This window comes from Gammaproteobacteria bacterium, assembly GCA_016705365.1.
In the GTDB taxonomy this organism is placed as follows: Bacteria; Pseudomonadota; Gammaproteobacteria; order Pseudomonadales; family UBA5518; genus UBA5518.
Genome location: JADIYI010000005.1, coordinates 17598 through 39567, shown reverse-complemented (window position 1 = coordinate 39567; position 21970 = coordinate 17598). Strand labels below are relative to the sequence as shown.

The window sequence follows — 21970 nt, the reverse complement described above, 5'->3', positions numbered from 1 at the left end:
CACGCCTCAAAGCTTCTCGACCTTGTAGCAAATCAGCGAACCGCCGTTACCGAAAACATACAGCCGCTCGCCCCGTGCGATCATGTCCGCGCGAACGCCGTCGGAGTCAGCGCGCACGCGTCCCATCAGGTGACCGTCGGCCTGCGAGTGGAAATGCACATAGCCCTCGAGGTCGGCGACCGCAACATAGCTCTCGACCGTGGCCGGCGCACTCAGTTGGCGCCGCAGCATCTGGTCGTTCTGCCAGCGCAACGCACCGCCGGCGATCTCGTAGGCGCTCAGCACACCGCTCGCTTCCGACACGTAGAGATTGCCGAAACCCTCGGCAATTCCCTCATAGCTCGAGGCATCGCGGGCCCACATCGCGCGACCGTTGGCAAGGTTCAGCGCACCCAGCTTGCCCTGGTAGCTCACCGCGTAAATGCCGCTGCCGACGATCAGCGGCTGACCCTCGATATCCACCGTGCGCTCGATCTCGGATTGCCCCTGTGGGGTCGCGATCCGGCCATCCCACAGCAAGGTGCCGGAGTCCGCCTTCAGCGCGACGATGCGCCCGTTGGCGAGCGCCGCATACACCACGCCCTCGACCAGCAGCGGCGCAGCGGTACCGCGCAGCGTGAGCAGCGGCATGCTGCTGTCCTGGGTCCAGCGGCGCGCACCGCTCGACACATCGAAGCCGGTCAGCTTGCCATCGAGCGTCTGCACCACGACCACGTCCCAATCGGCAGCCGGAGGCGCAAGAACCTCGCTGCTCACCTGCGCGCGCCACAGTTCACGGCCGCTGGCGCTGTCGAGCGCGATCACCCCGCCCTTTGCGGTACCGACCAGCACCAGATCGCCGCCGACGCCGACACCGCCGGAAATTTCCGTGTCGACGTCGGCTTTCCACAACCGCTTTCCGGAGCTTGCGTTTATCGATTGCACGCTTCCGTTGGCCGAGGCAGTGAATATGGCCTCACCGTAAAGCGCCGGCTGCAGACGGTTGTACAACTTGCCCTGCCCATTGCCTACCCCGATGCTCCAATCCTTGCGAATGCGCAATTCCGGCTCGAAGTCAGCGAGTTCCATCGGCTTCTGCGCTTCGTCTTCCTCGTCATCGAATATGTTCATCACGCTACACGCACCGAGCGACAGCAGCAGCACGCCGCCAAGCAGAATCCGCAGCACCCTCGTGCCCAGCGCTTGCATTTTGCCCATCATGGTGTTTCCTCCGCTGCCTGCGTCGCCTGCGGCGTACTCTGCCCCGGCAAATCGAGCTCCTGCTGCTTCAGTTCCAGCAGCCGCGTCCCGCCCATGCTCGCGCTCCCGGACGCGATTTCCAGCGCTTGCGCATATGCCTTGCGCGCGCCGCCGGTGTCACCGTTTGCGCGCAGGATATCGCCGCGCAGCTCGAGTTTCTCGAGCGCGAAATCCTCGGTGCCGGCCGCATCCAGGGCCGCCAGCGCCTCGTCCGAACGTCCCATCGCAAACAGCACCCGTGCCAGGCGCACCCGGGCAAGCGCACCGAGCTGAGAATCCAGGTGCCGCCCGAGCAAACCGTTGAACCATGCCCGAAGCGCACCGACAGCGGCATCGGGCTGGCGCTCCAGCAATGCCTGCAACTCCGCTGCGGCCGCGGCCGGCTCGTTTTTATCGACCTGCAGGCGTGCCAGCAGCAGGCTCGCATAATCGCCGTAACGGGTGCCGGCCTGCGAATCGAGCAGCTCCCTGGCCAGATGCTCCGCAGTCGTCTGTTGCACCTTGTCGGCAGTGGATTGCTCCGTCGCCTGCAACAGCTGCTGGTAGAGCATGCTCGCCTGCTCGGTGGTGCTGCGCTGCCGCTCCTGCCACCATTGCGAACCGAATACGATGGCAAGTGCGAGCCCCACGCCGATCAGCGTCGAGGGGCCATTGCGCTCCCACCACTGCCGGATCGCACGAATCTGGTCTTCTTCGGTACCGTAGGAATCCACGTTATCTCCCTGATATCAGCCCGAGACCTGCGCCGCCGCGAGTTCGGTCTCGCCCACGATCAGCGCGAGCCGCGCGCCGCTGCGGTCCGCCTTCTTCATCTGGCTCTTGAGCGAGCCTCCGCCACAATGGAGTTGCATACGCAACGACGGTAATTGATCACGCAGGCGCTCCGCCAGCACCAGTGCAAAGCGGTGCGCATCCTGATCGGCCAGCACCCAGTAGACATGCGGGCTTTCATCGACGCCCTCCGTGCGGCCGGCGGCTGCGAGCAACAGCACCAGGCGCTCGAGGCCCATCGCAAAACCGACACCGTACGAGGCAGGCCCCCCCAGCTGCTCCACCAGCGCATCGTAACGCCCGCCTCCGCACACCGTGCCCTGTGCCCCGAGGCTCTCGGTCACCCACTCGTAGACCGTCTTGCTGTAGTAATCGAGGCCGCGCACCAGCCCCGGGTTGATGGTGTAGGCAACACCCGCGGCATCCAGCAGGGTGCGCAGCGTGGCGAAGTGCTCGAGCGATTCCTCATCCAGGTGATCCGCGAGCGACGGCGCGCCGTTCAGCACTGCGCGGGTATCCGGATGCTTGCTGTCGAGCACCCGCAACGGATTGCTCCCGATGCGCCGCCGGCTGTCCTCGTCGAGCGCGTCCCGGTGTTCGAGCAGATAAGCCACCAGCGCTTGGCGATAGCGCTCGCGCGAGGGCGCCGAACCGAGCGAGTTTATCTCCAGCCGCAGCAGGTGATCGACGCCCAGACGACACCACAGGCGCGCCAGCATCAGCAGTTGCTCGGCCTCGATATCGGCTCCCGGCAAACCGAATGCCTCGACGCCGAACTGGCAGAACTGCCGCTGGCGCCCGAGCTGCGGGCGTTCGTGGCGGAACATCGGCCCGATATACCACAAACGCTGGGGCAGCGTGTTCAGCAGGCCGTTCTGCAGCACCGCACGCACACAACCCGCGGTTCCCTCGGGACGCAAGGTCAGGCTGTCGCCATTGCGGTCGACGAAACTGTACATTTCCTTTTCGACGATGTCCGTGACCTCGCCGATGGAGCGCTGGAACAGCTCCGTCGGCTCGAGCACCGGCAGCCGGATCTCGCGGTAGGCATATGCCGCAAGCAGTTCCTGGATGCAGCGCTCCACGTGCCGCCAGAGCGGAGTCTGGTCGGGAAGGATATCGGGCATGCCCCTGATGGCCCTGAGTTGCTGCAACGCGAAGCTCTCCACAACATGAACGCAACTCTGCCCTCGATCGGCCGGGGGGTGCTGCGCGAAAAACAGTGCAAGGTAAAGCCTGGCTCAGGCTTTGGCAATCAAGTTCCCGGATTCCGATTCCAGGGCCGCGGCCTGTTCGGCAAGAGCGCTGCGTATGGTGTGCTCGAGGTCATCGATCAGCGAGCCCGACTCGATCTTGTGATGCGGCTTGCCGCCGACGAAAATCAGGTTGCGCGGGTTCGCCCCGGTCACTCCGACATCCGCCTCGCGCGATTCGCCCGGCCCGTTGACATAACAGCCGATGACCGCCACATCGAGCGGTGCACGCACGTCCTCGAGGCGCCGCTCGAGTTCGTTCATGGTCGCTATCACGTCGAAATTCTGCCGCGAGCAGCTCGGACAGGCCACGAAATTGATGCCCCTGCTGCGCAACCGCAGGCTTTTCAGCATGTCCCAGCCGACCTTGACCTCCTCGACCGGATCGGCCGCCAGCGAAATGCGGATCGTATCGCCGATCCCGTCCATCAGCAGCATGCCAAGGCCTATCGCCGACTTCACCGTGCCCGAACGCAGCCCGCCCGCCTCGGTGATGCCGAGGTGCAGGGGTTGCTCGATCTGGCCGGCAATCTTCCGGTAGGCCTCGACCGTCATGAATATATCGGAAGCCTTCAGGCTGACCTTGTAATTCTGGAAATCGTGGCGATCGAGGATATCTATGTGCCGCAGCGCCGACTCGACCAGCGCGTCCGCGGTGGGTTCGCCGTATTTGCTTTGCAGGTCCTTTTCCAGCGAACCGGCATTCACGCCGATGCGAATCGGGATACCGTGATCGCGGGCTGCATCGACCACCGCGCGGATCTTGTCCTCGCGGCCGATATTGCCGGGGTTGATGCGCAGGCAGTCCACGCCACCGGCCGCCACTTTCAGCGCAATGCGATGATCGAAATGGATGTCGGCCACCAGCGGCACGCTCACCTGCGCGCGAATCCTGGCAAACGCATCGGCCGCATCCAGGCTCGGCACCGATACCCGCACGATATCGGCGCCCGCATCCGCCAGCGCCTGCACCTGGCGCACGGTTGCCGCCACGTCGCAGGTCTCGGTGTTGGTCATGCTCTGTACCGAGATCGGCGCGTCCCCGCCGACCGCAACCGCGCCCACCATGATCTGGCGCGAGCGTCTGCGGGTGATGGAGGAGGGGTGTAACATATCGATCCGTCCTGCTACTGCTGCACCCGTCTCACGGGTCCCGCCAGCGGCACCACGTGCATGCCCCGGGCAGTCTCCACGGTCACCGCCTCGACGCCATCCTGCGTTGCCACGGTTGGCGGCTGGCGGTTGTAGAACATCACCAGCACGCTGATCGCCATCAGCGCCAGCACCACGCCCACACGGCCCGCTCCTGCGGAGCCACGCCAGTTGTCGCGCCGGCGCGCAAAGCGCGACTCTCCCCGGCCATGTGCCGGTTTGCCGGCATTGTAGCGCGCCACCACCTCGTCATCATTGATCCCGAGCAGGCGCGCGTAGTTGCGCATATAACCGCGCACGAAGGTGTCGCCGCGAATGCGATCGTAACAATCCGTTTCCAGCGAACTGATCACCGATTGCAGCAGGTGAAGCTTGTCGGCGACCTGTTCTATGCTGAGTCCCGCGGACTCGCGTCCCGTGCGCAGCAACGCTCCGGGGCTGCGCTGATCCTTGCCCTTCTCCTCTTCCTGAACCATGGCATCAGCTTCCTTTTGACATCTGCGAATATTCCCGCATTTCATCCGAATCCGGGTACATGCTCTTCAATTGCAGCGCATAGCTGGCTTCGGCATTGCGATCACCCGCAATCCGGGCAAGCTGAATGCCCAGTATCAGGCTGCGCGGCGTCTGTTGCGGCGCCTGGCGCCGGAACTGCTCGTAGTACTGCTGCGCCGGCGCATAATCACCGCGCGCAAAATTGATTGCCGCGACTTCCAGCATCGCCGGCCACAGGCGGCGATCCATTTTTGCGGCTTTGACGAAGGTCGCTTCCGCCTTGTCGGCCTTTCCGGCCTTCTGGTAGGCCTTGCCGAGATTCATGAACGCTGCCGCACGGCCATCGTAGAGCGTGTCTTCGCTCACGACCTCGAGTTGCCGGATCGCGCCCTCGACATCGCCGCGCTCGTAGAGCAGCGAGGCATAATTGTTGCGGGCCCGCGAGAGTTTCGGATCCAGCGCGATGGCTCGCCGGAAATGCTCGTCCGCGAGGTCGTACTCTCCTGTCTGCCAGAACACACGTGCCATGGACTCATGGATCGACGCATCGTTCGGGTCCAGCTCGAGTGCCCGGCGCAGATGAAACATCGCCTGCTCGGTGCTGCCTTTCTGCAGATAGGCGTCGGCAGCCTCGACACGGCGCTGCACTTCGGCTTTCTTGTCGGCGGTGAAGTCCCCGGTGACGGTCGTGACACAGCCCTGCAGGAGCAGCTGGACAAACAGCAGCGCCAGCGCGAGGGCACGCAACGGAGACATCGAAAGCGGGAGCTGCATCATGGTCTGGAACTCGCATCGGCAGTGACTGACGGGTGTTGCCGTGTTGCGGCGCGATGGCGCTCGCTGCGCCGGGTGCGGTCCTGCACCTGGCCAACCAGCTGTCCGCAGGCCGCGTCGATATCCTCACCGCGGGTGCTGCGGACGGTCACCCGCAGCCCGGCCTCGGTCAGGATGTTCCAGAAGCGGCTCACCGCATTGCGACCGGGACGCCGATAACCGGAGTGCGGAAACGGATTGAACGGAATCAGATTGATCTTGCACGGATAATCGGCCAACAGCCGCGCCAGCTCGCGCGCATGTTCGGGGCGGTCATTCACCTCGCTCAGCAGTGTGTATTCGATGGTGACCACGCGCTTGGTGTCGGACTGCGCCTGCAGGTAGCGGCGCGCGGCATCGAGCAGTTCGCGGATGGGATAACGGCGGTTGACCGGTACCAGCTGGCTGCGCAGCTCGTCGTTTGGCGCGTGCAGCGAAATCGCCAGCGAAGCCTCGCTGACCGCGGCCAGGCGCTCGAGCGCCGGCACCACGCCGGCGGTGCTGAGCGTTACCCTGCGCTTGGAGATACCGTAGACGTAATCATCCATCATCAGGTTCATTGCTGCCACGACATTGTCGAAGTTTAGCAGCGGTTCGCCCATACCCATCATTACCACGTTGGTGATGCGCCGTTGTCCGCCCTTTTTCGGCAATCCGAAGGAGCGCGCGGCGATCCAAACCTGGCCGATGATCTCGGCCGCGCTGAGGTCGCGCTGGAAGCCTTGCTTGCCCGTGGAGCAGAAGCTGCAATCGAGTGCGCAGCCGACCTGCGAGGACACGCACAGGGTGCCACGTCCGTCCTCCGGGATGAATACGGTCTCGACGCAACTGCCGCCCGTCACGCGCACCAGCCATTTGCGGGTGCCATCGGCGGAGATCTGTTCCTGCGCGACTTCGGGCGCACGTATTTCCGCGCAGTCGGCCAGCCGCTCGCGCAGGCTCTTGCCGACATCGCTCATGCTGTCGAAGCTGTCAACACCCTGGTGGTAGATCCATTTGAGCAGTTGCCGGGCGCGGTAGGGCTTTTCACCCAGCCCGACCATGAACGCCTCGAGCTCGACCGCCGGCATGCCGAGCAGGTTGACGCGCCGGGGCACGGCAACCGAATCGGTGGCAATCATCGGGGCACTCATGCTTGCGGGAACTCGCTCAGGCCCGCTCGCACAGATCCAGGCTGGCAAAGAAATAGGCGATTTCGCGCGCCGCCGACTGGAGGGAATCCGAACCGTGGACCGCGTTGGCGTCGATGCTCCGGGCAAAATCCGCGCGAATGGTGCCTGCAGCAGCCTCCCTGGGATTGGTGGCACCCATCAGTTCGCGGTTCCTGGCAACCGCGTTTTCCCCTTCGAGCACCTGCACCACGACCGGCCCGGAACTCATGAATTCAACCAGCGCCGGGTAGAACGGGCGCGCCTTGTGCTCGGCGTAGAAACCGCCGGCGGTAGCCGCCGAAAGCTGCATCATGCGCGCCGCGACGATCCGCAGACCGTTCTTCTCGAAGCGCGTGCAGATCTCCCCTACCACGTTTTTCGCCACCGCGTCGGGTTTGATGATCGAAAGTGTGCGCTCTATGCCCATGTGCCAAATGCTCCGCAGCCGGTGAATGTAAAAAAGGACCAGCATTATACGGGTTTGGCCGAGCTCACCGTAAGGGGCGGGCGTCACTCAAAATGCCGCATTCCGCGCATTTTTTTCACTTCCAGGTGGTGCGGACCCGGGAACCTCGCGCAGCCGCGCAAGCGCCGTGCCGATCGCGGCAGCGGCAATATCGATCTCGGCTTCGCTGGTGTAGCGACCCAGGCTGAAGCGTATCGAGGCGTGCGCCTGCTCGTCGCTCAGCCCGATGGCCCGCAGCACATGGGAGGGTTCGAGGCTCGCCGAGGAGCAGGCCGAGCCCGAGGAGACCGCAAGATCCTTCATCGCCATGATCAGGGTCTCACCCTCCACCCCGGCAAAACGCAGATTGAGCGCACCCGCCAGGCGCGCCTCCGGGTGTCCGTTCAGGGCCACGCCATCGATCGTGCGCAGCTTTTGCCACAAGCGCTCGCGCAATGCGCCGATGCGCGCCGCATCCTGGTCCATTTCGGCGACGGCAATGCGTGCCGCCTCGCCCATTCCGACCACCTGGTGCGTGGCGAGCGTGCCCGAGCGCATGCCGCGCTCATGGCCGCCCCCGTGCATCTGGGCCTCGAGCCCGACCCGCGGCAGACGCCGCACGTACAGCGCCCCCGCGCCCTTGGGGCCGTACATCTTGTGCGCCGACAGCGACATCAGGTCGACCGGCAGCAGCTGCAGATCGAGCGCCATCTTGCCCGCGCTCTGCGCGGCATCGACGTGAAACAGGACCCCTCGCTCCCGGCACACGGCGCCGAGCGCGGCAATATCGTTGATCGTGCCCAACTCGTTGTTCACGTGCATGATGCTGACCAGCACGGTGTCCTCGCGCAAGGCCGAGCGCAGCGCATCGGGTGACACGAGACCGTCGGCATCGGGGCGCAGATAACTGAGCTCGAAGCCCTCGGTCTCCAGCTGCCGGCAACTGTCGAGCACCGCCTTGTGTTCTATCAGCGAGGTGACCAGATGGCGTCCCTTGCGCCGATGGAAGTGCGCCACGCCCTTGATCGCGAGATTGTCGGACTCGGTTGCGCCCGAGGTCCAGACGATTTCCCGCGGGTCGGCGTGCAACAGATCGGCCACCTCGCGGCGGGCATGCTCCACGGCTTCCTCGGCGCGCCAGCCATAGACGTGCGAGCGCGATGCCGGATTGCCGAAATTGCCCTCGAGGGTGAGACACTCCGTCATGCGTGCCGCAACTCTTGGGTCGACCGGCGTGGTCGCGAAATAGTCCAGATACACGGGCAGACGCATGGCTCGTCAGCCTCAGCCGAGCGGGGTGAGGGCTATATCCCCGAGCGCGCGATGGCGCGACCCACGGGGATCGCGTTCGTCCTGACGCTTCGAGACGCGCTGCACTTCGCCACGCGCAACCAGCTCCGCCAGGCTGATCTGGCCCAGAAACGAGTGGATCTGCGCACTCAGGTTGTTCCACAGGGTGTGGGTGAGGCAGGTTTCACCGTGGTGACAGCCCTCCTTGCCCTGGCAAGCGGTCGAGTCGGTGTTTTCGTTCACGGCATCGATGATCTCGGCCATGAAAATGGTCGATCCCTCGCGTTTCAGGCGGTAACCCCCGCCAGGACCACGCACACTGCTGACCAGCCCGGCACGGCGCAACTTGGCGAACAACTGCTCCAGGTACGACAGCGAAATCTCCTGGCGAGCGGAAATATCCGCCAGGCTCACCGGCCCGCAATCCTCGTGCAACGCGAGATCCAGCATGGCGGTTACCGCATAGCGGCCCTTGGTTGTCAGTCGCATGACCCGACGCTCCCGCGAAGATATGTCCAAGGGCAGTATTCTGTTCCCAAGCGTTTCAGTCAAGAATTGCCTTGCCCCACCCGAATACGCTTGCGTATCTCGGTGAGCATGCCGCGCAGGATATTCAGCTCCATCTGGTCCATATGCACGCGGTTGAACAATCGTCGCAAGCGCGTCATCAACTGTCTTGGCGCCGCGGGATTGAGAAATCCGATCTCCGTCAGCGTGATCTCCAGATGCTCGTAGAAGCGCTCCATCCCCTCCACCGTTGCCAGGGGCTCGTCCCAGGCCGGCGTGTTCGCGACGGCCTGATCCGCAACCGTGGCCAGCGCCGCGATCCGCAGCTCGTAACACAACAACTGCACCGCGGCCGCGAGGTTCAGCGAGGTATATCGCGCGCTGGTCGGGATATGGACATGCGCATGACACAGGCGCAACTCCTGGTTGTCGAGGCCCGAGTCCTCGCGCCCGAACACCAGCGCGATCTGCTCCCCGGCAGGCATCGCCATGCAGCGTGGGCCCAATTCGCGCGGGCTGAGCTGCGGCAACTGGATGCGACGTTCGCGGGCACTGGTGCCGATCACCAGCGCGCAATCCGCCACCGCCTGCTCCAGCGTGTCCGTCACCCGTGCCGCATCGAGAATATCGCTCGCCTGCACCGCGCGGTAGCTCGCCTCGCGATGCGGAAAATCCAGCGGCGCCACCAGAACCAGATGCCGCAGCCCCATGTTCTTCATGGCCCGCGCGGCGGAGCCGATATTGCCCGAATGCACCGTCCCGACCAGCACCACACGCACCCGCTGCAGCAGATCGTCCACCCGCTCATCATCCGTCAAATCGGTCGTCACGATATGCTCCAATCCCCGGCTGCCTGCGCGCGGCCGGTGGCAGACACCCGCCGCGACGCGATGCCGCCTAGACTAGCCAGCATGGCGATGGCGCGCAAACCGCGACCCGCAACCGGAGGCTCGCTGCCCGGTCACTATTGCACTATACGCAGCGCCGGGCAGCGCAAGGGGGTCTGCTACAATCACGCCCCTTTTCAAGCCGGCCGCGCAACAGGAGACCCCCGTCGATGCATCCCATGGTCAACATCGCCCTCGCCGCCGCCCGCAAGGCGGGCGAGATGATTGCGCGGGCCGCCGACCGACTCGATCTGGTCGAAGTGAGCCGCAAGAGTGACAACGATTTCGTGACCGAGACCGATCTCGCCGCCGAACGCGAGATCATCTTCCAGCTGCGCAAGGCTTACCCCGATCATGCGGTGCTCGCGGAGGAAAGCGGCTGGACCGGTGATATCGGGAACTCGCCTTTCCACTGGATCATCGACCCGCTCGACGGCACCACCAACTTCATGCGCGGAATTCCGCATTTCGCGGTTTCCATTGCCTGCCTGAAGGACGGGAGACTGGAGCACGGCGTGATCGTCGATCCGATACGGCGCGAGGAATTCACCGCCACGCGCGGTTCCGGCGCGCAGTTGAACGGCCGACGCATGCGTGTCAGCAGCCGCTCCGCATCTCAGGAAGCAGTGCTCGGCACCGGGATTCCGTTTCGCGATCCCGCGCTGCAACACATCGACGCCTATCTGAAGGTATTGCGCGAATTCGCCAGCCGCAGCGCGGGCATCCGCCGCGCAGGCGCCGCGACGCTCGACCTCGCCTATGTCGCGGCCGGACGTCTCGACGGCTTCTGGGAAATGGGCCTGCAGCCGTGGGATATCGCCGCCGGCGCGTTGATGGTGCAGGAAGCGGGCGGCCTGGTCAGCGATTTCGACGGCGGCAGCAACTGGCTCGAAAGCGGCAATATCGTGGCCGCCAACCCCAAATGTCTCAAGGCGATGTTGCAGTCGATCCGACCCGCCCTGGGGAGCGCGGCGCTGAAAACACCCTGAGCGAAGGCTCAGGGCGAGCCCTGGATCTCCTTGTCGTCCCTGACCGGCAGCATCAGGTCCTGGCGGTCGAGCCCCAGCCAGAGCGCGAAATTGGTCGCCACGTAAATGGACGAATACGTGCCGACGATGATGCCGATACTCAGAGTCAGCGCAAAGCCGCGCAACACCTCGCCACCGAAAATCAGCAGCGCGGCCACGGCCAGGAACGTCACCCCGGAAGTCATCAGGGTGCGCCCGAGCGTCTGGGTCAGCGAGGCATTGCAGATCCCGAAGCGGTCCATGCGGCGCATCTTGCGGAAATTCTCGCGCAAGCGGTCATACACCACGATCGTGTCATTGATCGAGTAGCCGATCAGCGCCAGGAATGCCGCCAGCACCGTCAGATCGCACTCCCAGTGAAACAGCGAGAACGCCCCGAGCGTGATGATCACATCGTGCACCAGCGCGACCACCGCGCCCACCGACAGCTTCCACTGGAAGCGCACCGACACATACAGCATCACTACCAGCAGGGAAGTCAGCAGCGCGAGGCCACCCTGATCACGCAGTTCGTCACCCATTTGCGGGCCGACGAATTCGGTTCGGCGCAGGCTCACCTCACCGGTGCTCCCGGTCGAGAGCTTGGCCGCGATCTGTTCGCCAACCTTGGCGGAATCGGCGACTGAAAGGCGGATCAGCACCTCTCTATCCGAACCGAAATGCGCAACGGTGGCGCGCCCGAAGCCCGCCTCGGCGAGGCTCTCGCGCACCTCCGCCAGGGGCGCCGGTGCGCTGAAGCCCACCTCGACCAGGGTGCCCCCGGTGAAATCCAGCCCCAGGTTGAGACCATTGACCACCAGGGAGAGCAACGCTCCCAGCACCAGCACGATCGAGATGACGCCGGCCAGCAGCCGCGTCTTCATGAAGTCAATTACCCGTTCTTCGGCCGCCATGAGGGGCTCCTGTAGCGCTATATCGAGAGTTTGATCTGGCGCCGGCCGCCATAGACGAGGTTGACCAGTACGCGGGTGCCCATCACGGCGGTAAACATCGACGTCAGGATTCCCAGCGACAACACCACCGCGAAACCGCGCACCGGACCGGTGCCCACCGCGTAGAGGATCACCGCAATCAGCAAGGTGGTGAGGTTCGAGTCGATGATCGTCAGGAAGGCGCGCTCATAACCGGCATGAATCGCCGCATGCGGGGTCAAGCCATTGGCCAGCTCCTCGCGGATCCGCGAGTTGATCAACACGTTGGCATCGACCGCCATGCCGATCGTGAGCACGATGCCTGCCATGCCCGGCAGTGTCAGTGTGGCCGAGAGCATCGACATCAGCGACAGCAGCAACATCACGTTGAAACCCAGCGCAAGGATCGCGAAGATCCCGAACACGCGATAGACCAGCAGCATGAAGCCGATCACCAGCAGCGATCCGATCTGGATGGAACGCAGCCCGAGCGCGATATTGTCGGCGCCGAGCGAGGGCCCGACGGTGCGCTCTTCCACGAAATCGAGCGGCGCGGCAAGCGCGCCGGCGCGCAGCAGCAACGCGAGCTCCGCGGCCTCCGCCGGGCTGTCGAGCCCGGTGATGCGGAACTGGGTGCCGAGTGCCGACTGGATGGTCGCGAGACTTATGATCTTTTTCTCTTCGTACTTCTCGGTGATCGGCGTTTCATAGCCGTCGGCGTCCTTCTCGTAACCGATGGTGCGCGATTTGCGCTCGATGAACAGCACGCCCATGCGGCGCTTGATGTTGTCGCGCGTGGCACGATTCATCATCGTGCCACCCTGGCTGTCGAGACCGATGTTGACCTGTGGTCTGCCGTTCTCGTCGTAGTTGGACTGCGCGCTGGTGACCCGGTCACCGGCGATGATGATGTCGCGCTCCAGCCAGGCGCGCCGTTCGCCCGGGCCGGGATTGCGGAACTCGAATTCCTCCTTGCCCGAACCGCCCTCGTCATCGAAGCGCGCCTCGAGGCGGAATTCGAGGTTGGCGGTCTTGCCGAGAATACGCTTGGCTTCGGCGGTATCGAGCACGCCAGGCAGCTCGACCACGATGCGGTTGCGGCCCTGCTTCTGGATCAGGGGCTCCGACACGCCAAGCTCGTTCACCCGGTTGCGCAGCGTGGTGAGGTTCTGGTTTACCGCGTAATCCTCCATCTCGCGGATCTGCGCCTCGGTGAGTGCCAGCTGCAACCGGAACTTGCCGTCGCTCTCGAGGCTGAGGCGCTGCAGTTCGGGCATCGCTTCCTGGATTGCCTCCGCGGCCCTGGCGCGCACTTCGGCGCTCGCAAAATCCAGCTCGATATGACCCGCGTCAGCGACCGTCACCAGGCCGCGGATGCGCTGCTCGCGCAATTTTTTCTTCACGTCCGTGGCATAGATATCGAGTCGCTTCGCGACGGTCGCCGCGGTATCGACCTGCAGCAGGAAATGCACGCCGCCACTCAGATCGAGACCGAGCTTGAGCGCCGAGCCGCCGATTGCCAGCAACCAGTCGGGAGTGGTGGGGGCAAGATTGAGCGCGACCACGTAATCATCACCGAGTGCGCGCTTGATCACCGACTTGGCGCGCAACTGTTGCTCGGCATCATCGAGGCGCAACAGCGCGTTGCGCGCACTGAACTCGCTGCCACGCACCGCGATGCCCGCTGCGGCGAGCGCGTCGGTCGCCTTGTCGAGCGTCGCCTGATCGATCTCGAGCGCGCTGCTCGATCCCGACACCTGGACCGCCGGGTCCGGCGGATAGATGTTCGGCAGCGCATAGATGGCAGACAGCACCAGGACAAAGGCGACCAGAAGGTTTTTCCAGAGCGGATAACGATTCAGCATGCTTCAGCAGGCGTCCGTAGCGTGGAGAATGCGCCCTGACAGGGCGCCCGGGGTAACGTAGGGCGGGGCATTATAGCCAGATGCCGTGAGCGCGCCAAATGCTGCCATCACTCAGGCCAGCCAGGCGCGGGCGTTGCGGAACAGTCGCATCCAGGCACCGTCTTCTCCCCAGCCAGGTGGCTGCCAGGAGTTTTGCACGGTCCGGAACACCCGCTCGGGGTGCGGCATCATGATCGTTACCCGCCCGTCCTCGCTGCACACACCCGCCACCGCCCCGGCCGAACCGTTGGGGTTGGCGGGGAAGCGAGCCGCGGGGGCTCCATGATTATCGACATAACGCAGCGCCACCCGCGCGTCCTGCTCGAGGCGCTCGAGCGCCTGGGCCCGGAATTCCGCCTGCCCTTCACCGTGCGAAACCACGATCGGTATCAGCGAGTCCGCCATCCCCGCGAGCACGACCGACGCCGTGTGCTCCACCCGCACCATCGCCACGCGTGCCTCGTATTGCTCCGACAGATTGCGCACGAAACGCGGCCAATGACCCGCACCGGGAATGATATCGCGCAGGTTCGACAGCATCTGGCAACCATTGCAGACGCCGAATGTGAACGTGTCCGGGCGCTCGAAAAAAGCCTGGAACTGATCGCGCGCCCGCGCATGCATCAGAATGGTCTTGGCCCAGCCCTCACCGGCACCGAGCACATCCCCGTAGGAAAAGCCGCCACAGGCGGCAAGCCCGCGAAAACTGCCGAGCTCGACCGCGCCCGAAAGGATGTCACTCATGTGCACATCGATCGCGGCAAAGCCGGCGCGCTCGAAGGCAGCGGCCATTTCATACTGGCCATTCACGCCCTGTTCACGCAGGATCGCGATCCGCGGCGCGGTTGCGCCATGGATCCAGGGTGCCGCCACATCCTCGTGCGGCGCAAAGGACAATCGTGCCGACAAGCCCGGATCGTCCTCATCGAGCAGGGCAAGGTATTCTTCCTCCGCACACCGCGGATTGTCGCGCAGTGCCTGCATGCGATAACTCAGCTCCGACCACCGGCGGTGAAGCGCCACGCGAGACTCCCGGAACAGTTCGCGCTCGCCACTGCGCAGGCAGATGTCCGCGCCCCGCCCCGCTCGTCCCAGCAGATGCACATGCGCCGCGAGACCCGCCGCGGCAAAATGACCTGTCACTGCTTCCCGATCCCGGGCCCGCACCTGCAGTACCGCGCCGAGTTCCTCGTTGAGCAGCACACCGAACGGATCGGACGCAATGCCGCCGATATCGATATCGAGCGCGCTGCGCCCGGCAAAGGCCATCTCGCACAGGGTCACGAACAAGCCGCCGTCGGAGCGATCGTGGTAGGCGAGCAGCAGACGCTCGGCAAGACAGTTCTGCACCGCGGTGAAGAACCCGGCCAGCAGCGCGGGCTCGTCGAGGTCCGGCGCAACCGCTCCCAGTTGCGAATAGACCTGCGCCAGCGCCGATCCACCCAGCCGGTTCTTGCCGCGACCGAGATCGACCAGCAACAGCAGCGAATCCGGCGCATCGCGATCGATCTGCGGCGTGACGCACAGCCGCACGTCCGCAACCGGAGCAAAGGCCGAGACGATCAATGACAGCGGCGCGGTGACCGCACGGGTGGTTCCGCCCTCGTTCCAGCGCGTGCTCATGGACATCGAGTCCTTGCCCACCGGAATCACGACGCCAAGCGCGGGGCACAGTTCCATGCCCACCGCCTGCACCGCATCGAACAGCGCCTGGTCTTCTCCGGGGTGTCCGGCGGCCGCCATCCAGTTGGCCGACAGCTTCACCTGTGACAGCGCGCCGATGGGTGCCGATGCAATATTGGTCAGCGCCTCGGCTACCGCCATGCGCGCCGAGGCGCGGGCATCGATCAATGCCAGCGGTGCGCGCTCGCCCATGGCCATCGCCTCGCCGGCACAGGAGTCGAAGCTGGCGAGCGTGACTCCGGCGTCCGCGACCGGCACCTGCCACGGTCCGACCATCTGGTCACGACTCACCAGGCCGGTGACGCTGCGATCGCCGATCGTGATCAGGAAGGACTTGCTCGCCACCGCGGGCAGACGCAGCACCCGGTGCAACGCCGCGCCCAGTTCGACGCCCTCGAGGTTCAGCGCCGCCAGGCTTTTGCGGGTGCGCCGGAATTCGCGCTGCATGCGCGGCGGCTTGCCGAACAGCACCGACAGCGGCAGATCCACCGGCAGACTGGCGTTGTTCGCATCGACCAACTGCAGCAACGGTTCCCTGGTCGCGATCCCGACCACCGCGAACGGGCAGCGCTCGCGTTCGCAGATCGCACGGAAGCGCTCGAGATCGTGTTCCGCAATCGCCAGGACATAGCGCTCCTGCGCCTCGTTGCACCACAGTTCCAGCGGCGACAGACCGCTATCCGCGCTGGGGATGCTGCGCAACTCGATGCGTCCGCCGCAGCCACCGTCCTTTACCAGCTCGGGTAGTGCGTTCGACAGCCCGCCGGCGCCCACATCGTGAATGAAGCGCACGGGGTTGTGCTCTCCGAGCTGCCAGCAGCGATCGATCACCTCCTGGCAACGGTGCTCGATCTCGGCGTTATCGCGCTGCACCGAGGCAAAATCGAGTTCCGCGTCGCTCGACCCCGAGTTCATCGACGACGCGGCGCCGCCACCAAGCCCGATCAGCATCGCGGGGCCGCCCAGCACCACCAGTCGCTCGCCGCCATCCAGGGGGCTTTTCAGCACATGCCCCTCGCGCACATTGCCCATGCCGCCGGCGATCATGATCGGCTTGTGATAACCGCGCACCTCGGCATCGTGCAGTTGTTCGAAACTGCGAAAGTAACCCGCTATGGCGGGACGGCCGAATTCGTTGTTGAAGGCCGCGCTGCCCAGCGGCCCTTCGAGCATGATCTGCAGTGCCGAGGCAATGCGCCCGGGCTTGCCATGATCGATCTCCCAGGGCTGCACGAAATCCGGCACGCGAAGATTCGACACGCTGAACCCGACCAGCCCGGCTTTGGGGCGCGCTCCGCATCCAACCGCACCCTCATCGCGGATCTCGCCACCGGAACCGGTCGCGGCACCCGCATAGGGCGCGATCGCGGTGGGATGATTATGCGTCTCGACCTTGATCATGATGTGCACCGGCTCGCGCTGAAAGCCGAAGCGCCGGGTCTCGGGATCGGGAAAGAAGCGGCCCGCGACGTGGCCGCGGATCACCGCCGCATTGTCGGAATAGGCACTCAGCACCGCGGCATCGGCGGCGCGCTCGTGGGTATTGCGGATCATCGCGAACAGGCTGCGCGACTGGGGCTCGCCGTCGATGTTCCAGCTCGCGTTGAAGATCTTGTGCCGGCAGTGCTCGCTGTTGGCCTGGGCAAACATCATCAGCTCGACATCGCTGGGGTCGCGCCCGAGTGAAATGAAACTCGCGCACAGATAATCGATCTCGTCCTCGGCCAGCGCAAAGCCGAACTGTCGATTGGCTTGCACCAGCGCTTCGCGTCCACCCCCGAGGATATCGACATGACGCAGTTCGCGTGGCTCCGCGTGCGCGAAAAGCCGCGCCGCATCACCGATATCGTCGAGCACGCTTTCCACCATCCGGTCATGCAATTGCGCCGCGATCCGCAACCGGGTGGCGCCATCCGGCGGCGTCTGGCAGGCAACGTGGTACGCGATCCCGCGCTCGATGCGCCGCACGCTGTCCAGCCCGCAATTGCGCGCGATATCACTTGCCTTGCTCGACCACGGGGACAGCGTACCCGGGCGCGGCACCACCAGAAACAGCGTGCCTTCGCAACGCTGTGCAACGCGGCTCGGGCCGTATTGCAGGAGACGGTGCAATTTTTCCTGCGCGGGCGCATCGAGTGGCGCATCGATCTCGGCGAAATGCAGATACCGCGCCTGCACGGAAATCAGCTCCGCGCACACCGCGCGCAATCGTGTCAGCAATCTGCCGAGGCGAAACGGCGACAGCGCCGGCGCACCATCGAGAGTCAATATTGCTGGTTCGATAGCTGGTCGATTGCCGCTCATTTGCTTCCCGGGAGGTTCTCGGAGGCGCGGATTCTAACGTACGGCCGGTACTCTGGCTAAGCAACAATTGCCTACCAGCCGTACTGCCAACTCCACTCAGATAAAGCCTTGCGGAGTATGCAGTCACTAACAATCAACGGCCGTTGGAGTTCCGGTTCAAAAAAAACGGGGATTATTGCCGCTCGGTTCACTCGGTCATGGCGCTGGTCGCGCTTAGAATCGCCCTCGCCACGTACAGCAAGAGTGTGACCGATGTCGATCACAGCAACTACTGGAACGATGGAAAGCAGGACCAGGTTCGTCAGCCCGCATGTTAGGGGCATCCTGACGGGCCTGTTGTGTGCGGTACTCAGCGCGTATCCGAACGCGGCATTCGAGGCACACGAGTCCAGGCTTCCAAAGGATTCCCTTGACGAGGTAATGACGCGCGGCACGCTGCGTGTCGTCAGCCGGGTAAACCCGGCCACCTTCGTCGTCAACGAGCACGGACCTTCAGGGATCGAGTACGAACTCGCGCGCGCGTTCGCCGCGCATCTCGGTGTCGAACTCGAGATGCTGCCGGCGGCGAATACCGGCGATGCCTACGCAGCGCTGGACCGCGGTACCGCGGATATCGCCGCATCCGGCCTCACCGCGAGGGACGAGGGAAGACTGAGCTATCTCTACAGTTCTCCCTATCTCGATGTGAGCCAGCAGATCGTCTATCGCAGCGGTACCCCGCGCCCCTCCTCCATGAAAGACCTGGTGGGTGCGCGGGTGATGGTTCTGGCGCAGACCAGTTCCGCGGATGCGCTGCACGACGCGCAGCAGGCCATCCCCGCGCTCAGCTGGCAGGAAGCCACCCGCATCGAGACTTTCGAAATGCTGAAGAAAATTCTCGATGGCGAGATCGACTACGCGGTCGTCAAGTCAAACGAGTTCTTCATGCACCAGGGCCTGTTTCCCGGTCTCGAGGTCGCTTTCGAAATCGAGCAGTCCGAGCAGTTGTCCTGGGCAACGGCACGCAAGCGCCAGAACAGCCGCCTGTACCACACCATGCAGAGCTTTCTGAGCGCCTACGAGGCGAGCGGTGATCTCGATCTGCTGCGCGAGCGATTCTTTGGCTACCTGCCGGAAATCAACCGCCGGGCACTGAATGCCTTTGCCGAACGGGCCGAGCGTCAATTGCCGCGACTGGAAAAGCTGATGCGCCGCATCGGACGCGAAGAGGATGTCGACTGGCGCCTGCTGGCCGCCATCAGCTACCAGGAATCGCACTGGAACCCGCAGGCAGTCTCACGCACCGGTGTGGCCGGCATGATGATGCTGACCAAGGCGACCGCCGCCGAGGTGGGCGTGTCGGATCGCCGCAACATGGAACAGAGCCTGCGCGGCGGAGCGCGCTACTTCCGCGAATTGCTTGCCCAGGTCAGCGAGAAAATCGCACAACCCGACCGCGAGCTTTTTGCGCTTGCGGCCTACAACATCGGGCCTGCACACGTCGAGGACGCGCGCAAACTCGCCACGCTGCGCGGCGCCAACCCCGACGTGTGGGCCGATGTGGAACAGCAACTGCCGCTGCTCAGCAAGCGCGAGTGGCATTCACGCACCAGGCATGGCTATGCACGCGGCTTCGAGACGGCGAGTTTCGTCAACCGGATCCGCCAGTACCACCGTTTCCTGCTGCATCACAACGACGGTGGCGAACTGTTCCAGCTCGCCCTGGGCGGCAGCAGCGCGGGCTCCTATCTCTCACCCGAAAGATCCTGAGGCACTCGCGCGACGGCGCGCAAAGAAGTCTTTCATCAACTGCGCGGCCGCCTGCTCGCATACCCCTTCGCTCCAGGCCACGCGATGGTTGAGGAACCCGCGCTCCAGCAAGCCGAGGTTGCTGATCACCGCGCCGGCGCGTGGCTCCCGGGCCGCGAACACCAGGCGCGCCACACGCGCATGGACCAGCGCCCCGGCACACATCGCGCACGGCTCGATCGTGACATACAGCGAAGCGCTACTCAAACGGTAGTTTCCGATCGCCCGGGCCGCCGCGCGCAGCGCCACGATCTCCGCATGGGCGCTCGGATCATGGCTTGCAACGGGCTGATTCCAGCCCTCGCCGATCAGCTTGCCCTCGAGCACCACGACCGCGCCAACCGGCACCTCGCCGGCAGCAGCGGCCTCGGCTCCGAGCTCGAGCGCCCGCGTCATCCATCGCTGATCGTCGTCTGCGGGATTCAGCGGGGGAAGCTCCTCTCCGATCATTCCCGCTCCATTGTCAACGAGCCATTATTTCTCACTAAAATCAGGTGCTCAGGATCAGCCATCTATACGGATCGGGGTCAGATCACCGGGGCGTTATACGGACTGACCATCTGTTCGTGCAGGATGACGCCCTTGTCCCTGGCATATTGATCCCACAACCTGATCATGTTGCGCAAGCGTTGCGGATCATCTTCGGACAGGTCATGACGCTCGCCCGGGTCCCGCTCCAGATCGTACAGTTCCCAGTCACTGGAACCATTGGGCTTGCTGATCCAGGCTATTTTCCAGTGATCCTGGCGCAGTGCACGCTGGCCAAACAACTCCCAGCCAACGGCCTCGTCCACACCGTGAACGCGGTCACTGCGACCCTGCAGATACGGCAGCATCGAGCGCCCATCGAGCGGCGCAACATCGCGGTCACGATACTTCGTGCCCGGGTGTTCGACACTCGCCAAATCGAGGACGGTGGGCGCGATATCCATCACGGTGGCGAAGGCAGGATCGATTTGCCCCTGCCGCTCGAAGCGCGGATAGCGAATGATTGTGGGTGAAACCAGGCCCCCCTGAGTCATGTTTGCCTTGAACAACCGGAACGGCATGGTGCTCGCTTGTGCCCAATGAGGACCGTAGCCGGTCTTAGAAGTGGCACTGCCAAGCTGCTCGAAGGGTGTCGGAGGAATGCGTATTCCCACCGCCATGAATGTCTGCTGGATGATATTGGCCCCTTCGGCACCGTTATCGGACAGGAATATCACCAGGGTGTTGTCCAAATCCCCGGTATCACGCAGGTAATCGAGTACCCTGCCGATATTCCAGTCCATACGATCGACCATCGCCGCATAAATTTCCATATTGCGCGCGGAATAGCGTTTATCCTCCGCGCTCAGCTCATCCCAGCTCAACAAGGTGGCGGGCTCTTGCGCCGCGGCATTGAGCGGCAATACACCGAGCTTGCGCTGGCGCTCGAGGCGCTGCTGCCACAGCACGTTCCAGCCTTGGTCGTAATGCCCCTTGTACTTGGCGATCATTTCCGCCGGTGCCTGCAGCGGCGTATGCGGAGCGGTAAAGGGCAAGTAGGCGAAGAACGGGCGGTTGCGGTCCCGCTCTTTCATGAAGCCGATCAGTCGTTGCGTGAAATAATCGGATGAATAGTAATCTGCCGGCAGGGAATCCACCGTTTTGCCGTTTTCGGTGTATGCATACCGCATCGTCTTGTTGTTCACGCCGGGGCTGTTCATCAGGCCGAAATGATTGTTTCCGGCAGGCAAGGACGCGAATGAATGTTCAAATCCACGCTCCGCCGGATCCTGGTCCGGCTCGACGCCAAGGTGCCACTTCCCGCTGATGATCGTCTCGTAACCGGCATCACGCAGCAATTGTGGCAGTGTGACCACGTGTCGATTCAGATAGCCCTCATAACCCGGGTGCCCTTTTTGTTCGGGCGTCAGCAGCTCGACCATATTGCCAATGCCGGCAATATGGTGATCGACACCCGTCATCAACATGGAGCGGGTAGGCGAACAGGTCGCCGTGGTATGGAACTGCGTCATCCGCAGCCCCTCGCCGGCGAGCTTGTCCAGGTTGGGAGTGTTGATCTCGCCGCCGAAGGCGCCGAGGTCGGAATAGCCAAGATCATCAGCCAGAATCACCAGGATATTCGGGCGCGCCGCAGCGTCTGCAACTGTGCCCGCCGCCACTGCCGGCATGGTTGCAACAACCAAGGAAATCAACAAAGCCCAGTTGCCGAAGCGCTCGCCAAGCGTGGATCCGGCGCGATATCGGGTATGACGATGCGTAAATGCGGGCATCTTGCTGCTCCTTGTTTATGGCCGGCGGATTTGTCGGCAATGATCAATGCAAGGCTAATTCGTCACGCTTGGGTCGGGACGGGCTAATCAT

Annotated in this window: 18 protein-coding genes; 2 read left to right on the top strand and 16 right to left on the bottom strand. The window is 64.0% G+C overall.

What is annotated here, in order from left to right:
* Nucleotides 1-6: 6 nt before the first annotated feature.
* The 11 genes from bamB to IPF49_03860 all read right to left on the bottom strand — a co-directional run bounded on the left by bamB (nucleotide 7) and on the right by IPF49_03860 (nucleotide 9916).
* Nucleotides 7-1188 (bottom strand): outer membrane protein assembly factor BamB, encoded by a 1182-nt coding sequence (gene bamB, locus IPF49_03910; protein MBK6286785.1) that lies wholly within the window; start codon nucleotides 1186-1188, stop codon nucleotides 7-9.
* An 8-nt stretch (nucleotides 1189-1196) separates the two neighbouring features.
* Nucleotides 1197-1952, bottom strand: a complete 756-nt coding sequence (locus IPF49_03905; GenBank protein ID MBK6286784.1) for a tetratricopeptide repeat protein — start codon at nucleotides 1950-1952, stop codon at nucleotides 1197-1199.
* Nucleotides 1953-1967: 15 nt separating this feature from the next.
* Nucleotides 1968-3164, bottom strand: a complete 1197-nt coding sequence (gene hisS / locus IPF49_03900; GenBank protein MBK6286783.1) for a histidine--tRNA ligase — start codon at nucleotides 3162-3164, stop codon at nucleotides 1968-1970.
* Between the two features lie 87 nt (nucleotides 3165-3251).
* The gene (gene ispG / locus IPF49_03895) at nucleotides 3252-4376 is read right to left on the bottom strand and encodes a flavodoxin-dependent (E)-4-hydroxy-3-methylbut-2-enyl-diphosphate synthase (GenBank protein ID MBK6286782.1); all 1125 of its coding nucleotides are present in this window, start codon (nucleotides 4374-4376) and stop codon (nucleotides 3252-3254) included.
* Between the two features lie 14 nt (nucleotides 4377-4390).
* The gene (locus IPF49_03890) at nucleotides 4391-4891 is read right to left on the bottom strand and encodes a helix-turn-helix domain-containing protein (GenBank protein MBK6286781.1); all 501 of its coding nucleotides are present in this window, start codon (nucleotides 4889-4891) and stop codon (nucleotides 4391-4393) included.
* Between the two features lie 4 nt (nucleotides 4892-4895).
* Complete coding sequence (pilW, locus tag IPF49_03885; protein MBK6286780.1) at nucleotides 4896-5687, bottom strand: type IV pilus biogenesis/stability protein PilW; 792 nt, start codon at nucleotides 5685-5687, stop codon at nucleotides 4896-4898.
* Nucleotides 5684-6856: a 23S rRNA (adenine(2503)-C(2))-methyltransferase RlmN gene (gene rlmN, locus IPF49_03880; GenBank protein ID MBK6286779.1), complete on the bottom strand. Its 1173-nt coding sequence runs from the start codon at nucleotides 6854-6856 to the stop codon at nucleotides 5684-5686. The genes pilW and rlmN overlap by 4 nt, the downstream gene beginning before the upstream one ends.
* A gap of 16 nt (nucleotides 6857-6872) precedes the next feature.
* On the bottom strand, nucleotides 6873-7301 hold the full coding sequence (ndk, locus tag IPF49_03875) for a nucleoside-diphosphate kinase (protein ID MBK6286778.1): 429 nt from the start codon (nucleotides 7299-7301) through the stop codon (nucleotides 6873-6875).
* 87 nt (nucleotides 7302-7388) lie between these two features.
* A complete protein-coding gene (locus tag IPF49_03870) occupies nucleotides 7389-8591 on the bottom strand; it encodes an IscS subfamily cysteine desulfurase (protein ID MBK6286777.1) in 1203 nt (400 codons plus the stop codon).
* Nucleotides 8592-8603: 12 nt separating this feature from the next.
* Nucleotides 8604-9098, bottom strand: coding sequence for a Fe-S cluster assembly transcriptional regulator IscR (gene iscR / locus IPF49_03865; GenBank protein ID MBK6286776.1), 495 nt, complete (start codon nucleotides 9096-9098; stop codon nucleotides 8604-8606).
* 59 nt (nucleotides 9099-9157) lie between these two features.
* Complete coding sequence (locus IPF49_03860; GenBank protein ID MBK6286775.1) at nucleotides 9158-9916, bottom strand: RNA methyltransferase; 759 nt, start codon at nucleotides 9914-9916, stop codon at nucleotides 9158-9160.
* Between the two features lie 257 nt (nucleotides 9917-10173).
* Here IPF49_03860 and IPF49_03855 point away from each other — a divergent pair, with 257 nt between their 5' ends.
* On the top strand, nucleotides 10174-10992 hold the full coding sequence (locus tag IPF49_03855; protein MBK6286774.1) for an inositol monophosphatase: 819 nt from the start codon (nucleotides 10174-10176) through the stop codon (nucleotides 10990-10992).
* Nucleotides 10993-11000: 8 nt separating this feature from the next.
* On the opposite strand, the gene secF is transcribed toward IPF49_03855, so the two are convergent.
* From secF to purL, 3 genes are all read right to left on the bottom strand, one after another.
* On the bottom strand, nucleotides 11001-11924 hold the full coding sequence (gene secF / locus IPF49_03850; protein MBK6286773.1) for a protein translocase subunit SecF: 924 nt from the start codon (nucleotides 11922-11924) through the stop codon (nucleotides 11001-11003).
* Nucleotides 11925-11941: 17 nt separating this feature from the next.
* Entirely contained in the window at nucleotides 11942-13807 is a 1866-nt protein-coding gene (gene secD, locus IPF49_03845) for a protein translocase subunit SecD (GenBank protein ID MBK6286772.1), read from the bottom strand.
* Between the two features lie 111 nt (nucleotides 13808-13918).
* Entirely contained in the window at nucleotides 13919-17800 is a 3882-nt protein-coding gene (gene purL / locus IPF49_03840; GenBank protein MBK6286771.1) for a phosphoribosylformylglycinamidine synthase, read from the bottom strand.
* A 312-nt stretch (nucleotides 17801-18112) separates the two neighbouring features.
* Between purL and mltF the strand changes: the two genes are divergently transcribed.
* Nucleotides 18113-19582 carry a membrane-bound lytic murein transglycosylase MltF gene (gene mltF, locus IPF49_03835; protein MBK6286770.1) on the top strand — a complete coding sequence of 490 codons (1470 nt, stop codon included), beginning with the start codon at nucleotides 18113-18115 and terminating at the stop codon, nucleotides 19580-19582.
* On the opposite strand, the gene IPF49_03830 is transcribed toward mltF, so the two are convergent.
* The gene (locus IPF49_03830; GenBank protein MBK6286769.1) at nucleotides 19565-20017 is read right to left on the bottom strand and encodes a nucleoside deaminase; all 453 of its coding nucleotides are present in this window, start codon (nucleotides 20015-20017) and stop codon (nucleotides 19565-19567) included. The two genes, mltF and IPF49_03830, sit on opposite strands and share 18 nt — an antisense overlap.
* A 131-nt stretch (nucleotides 20018-20148) precedes the next feature.
* Nucleotides 20149-21777, bottom strand: coding sequence for a sulfatase-like hydrolase/transferase (locus tag IPF49_03825; GenBank protein MBK6286768.1), 1629 nt, complete (start codon nucleotides 21775-21777; stop codon nucleotides 20149-20151).
* Nucleotides 21778-21970 lie beyond the last annotated feature (193 nt).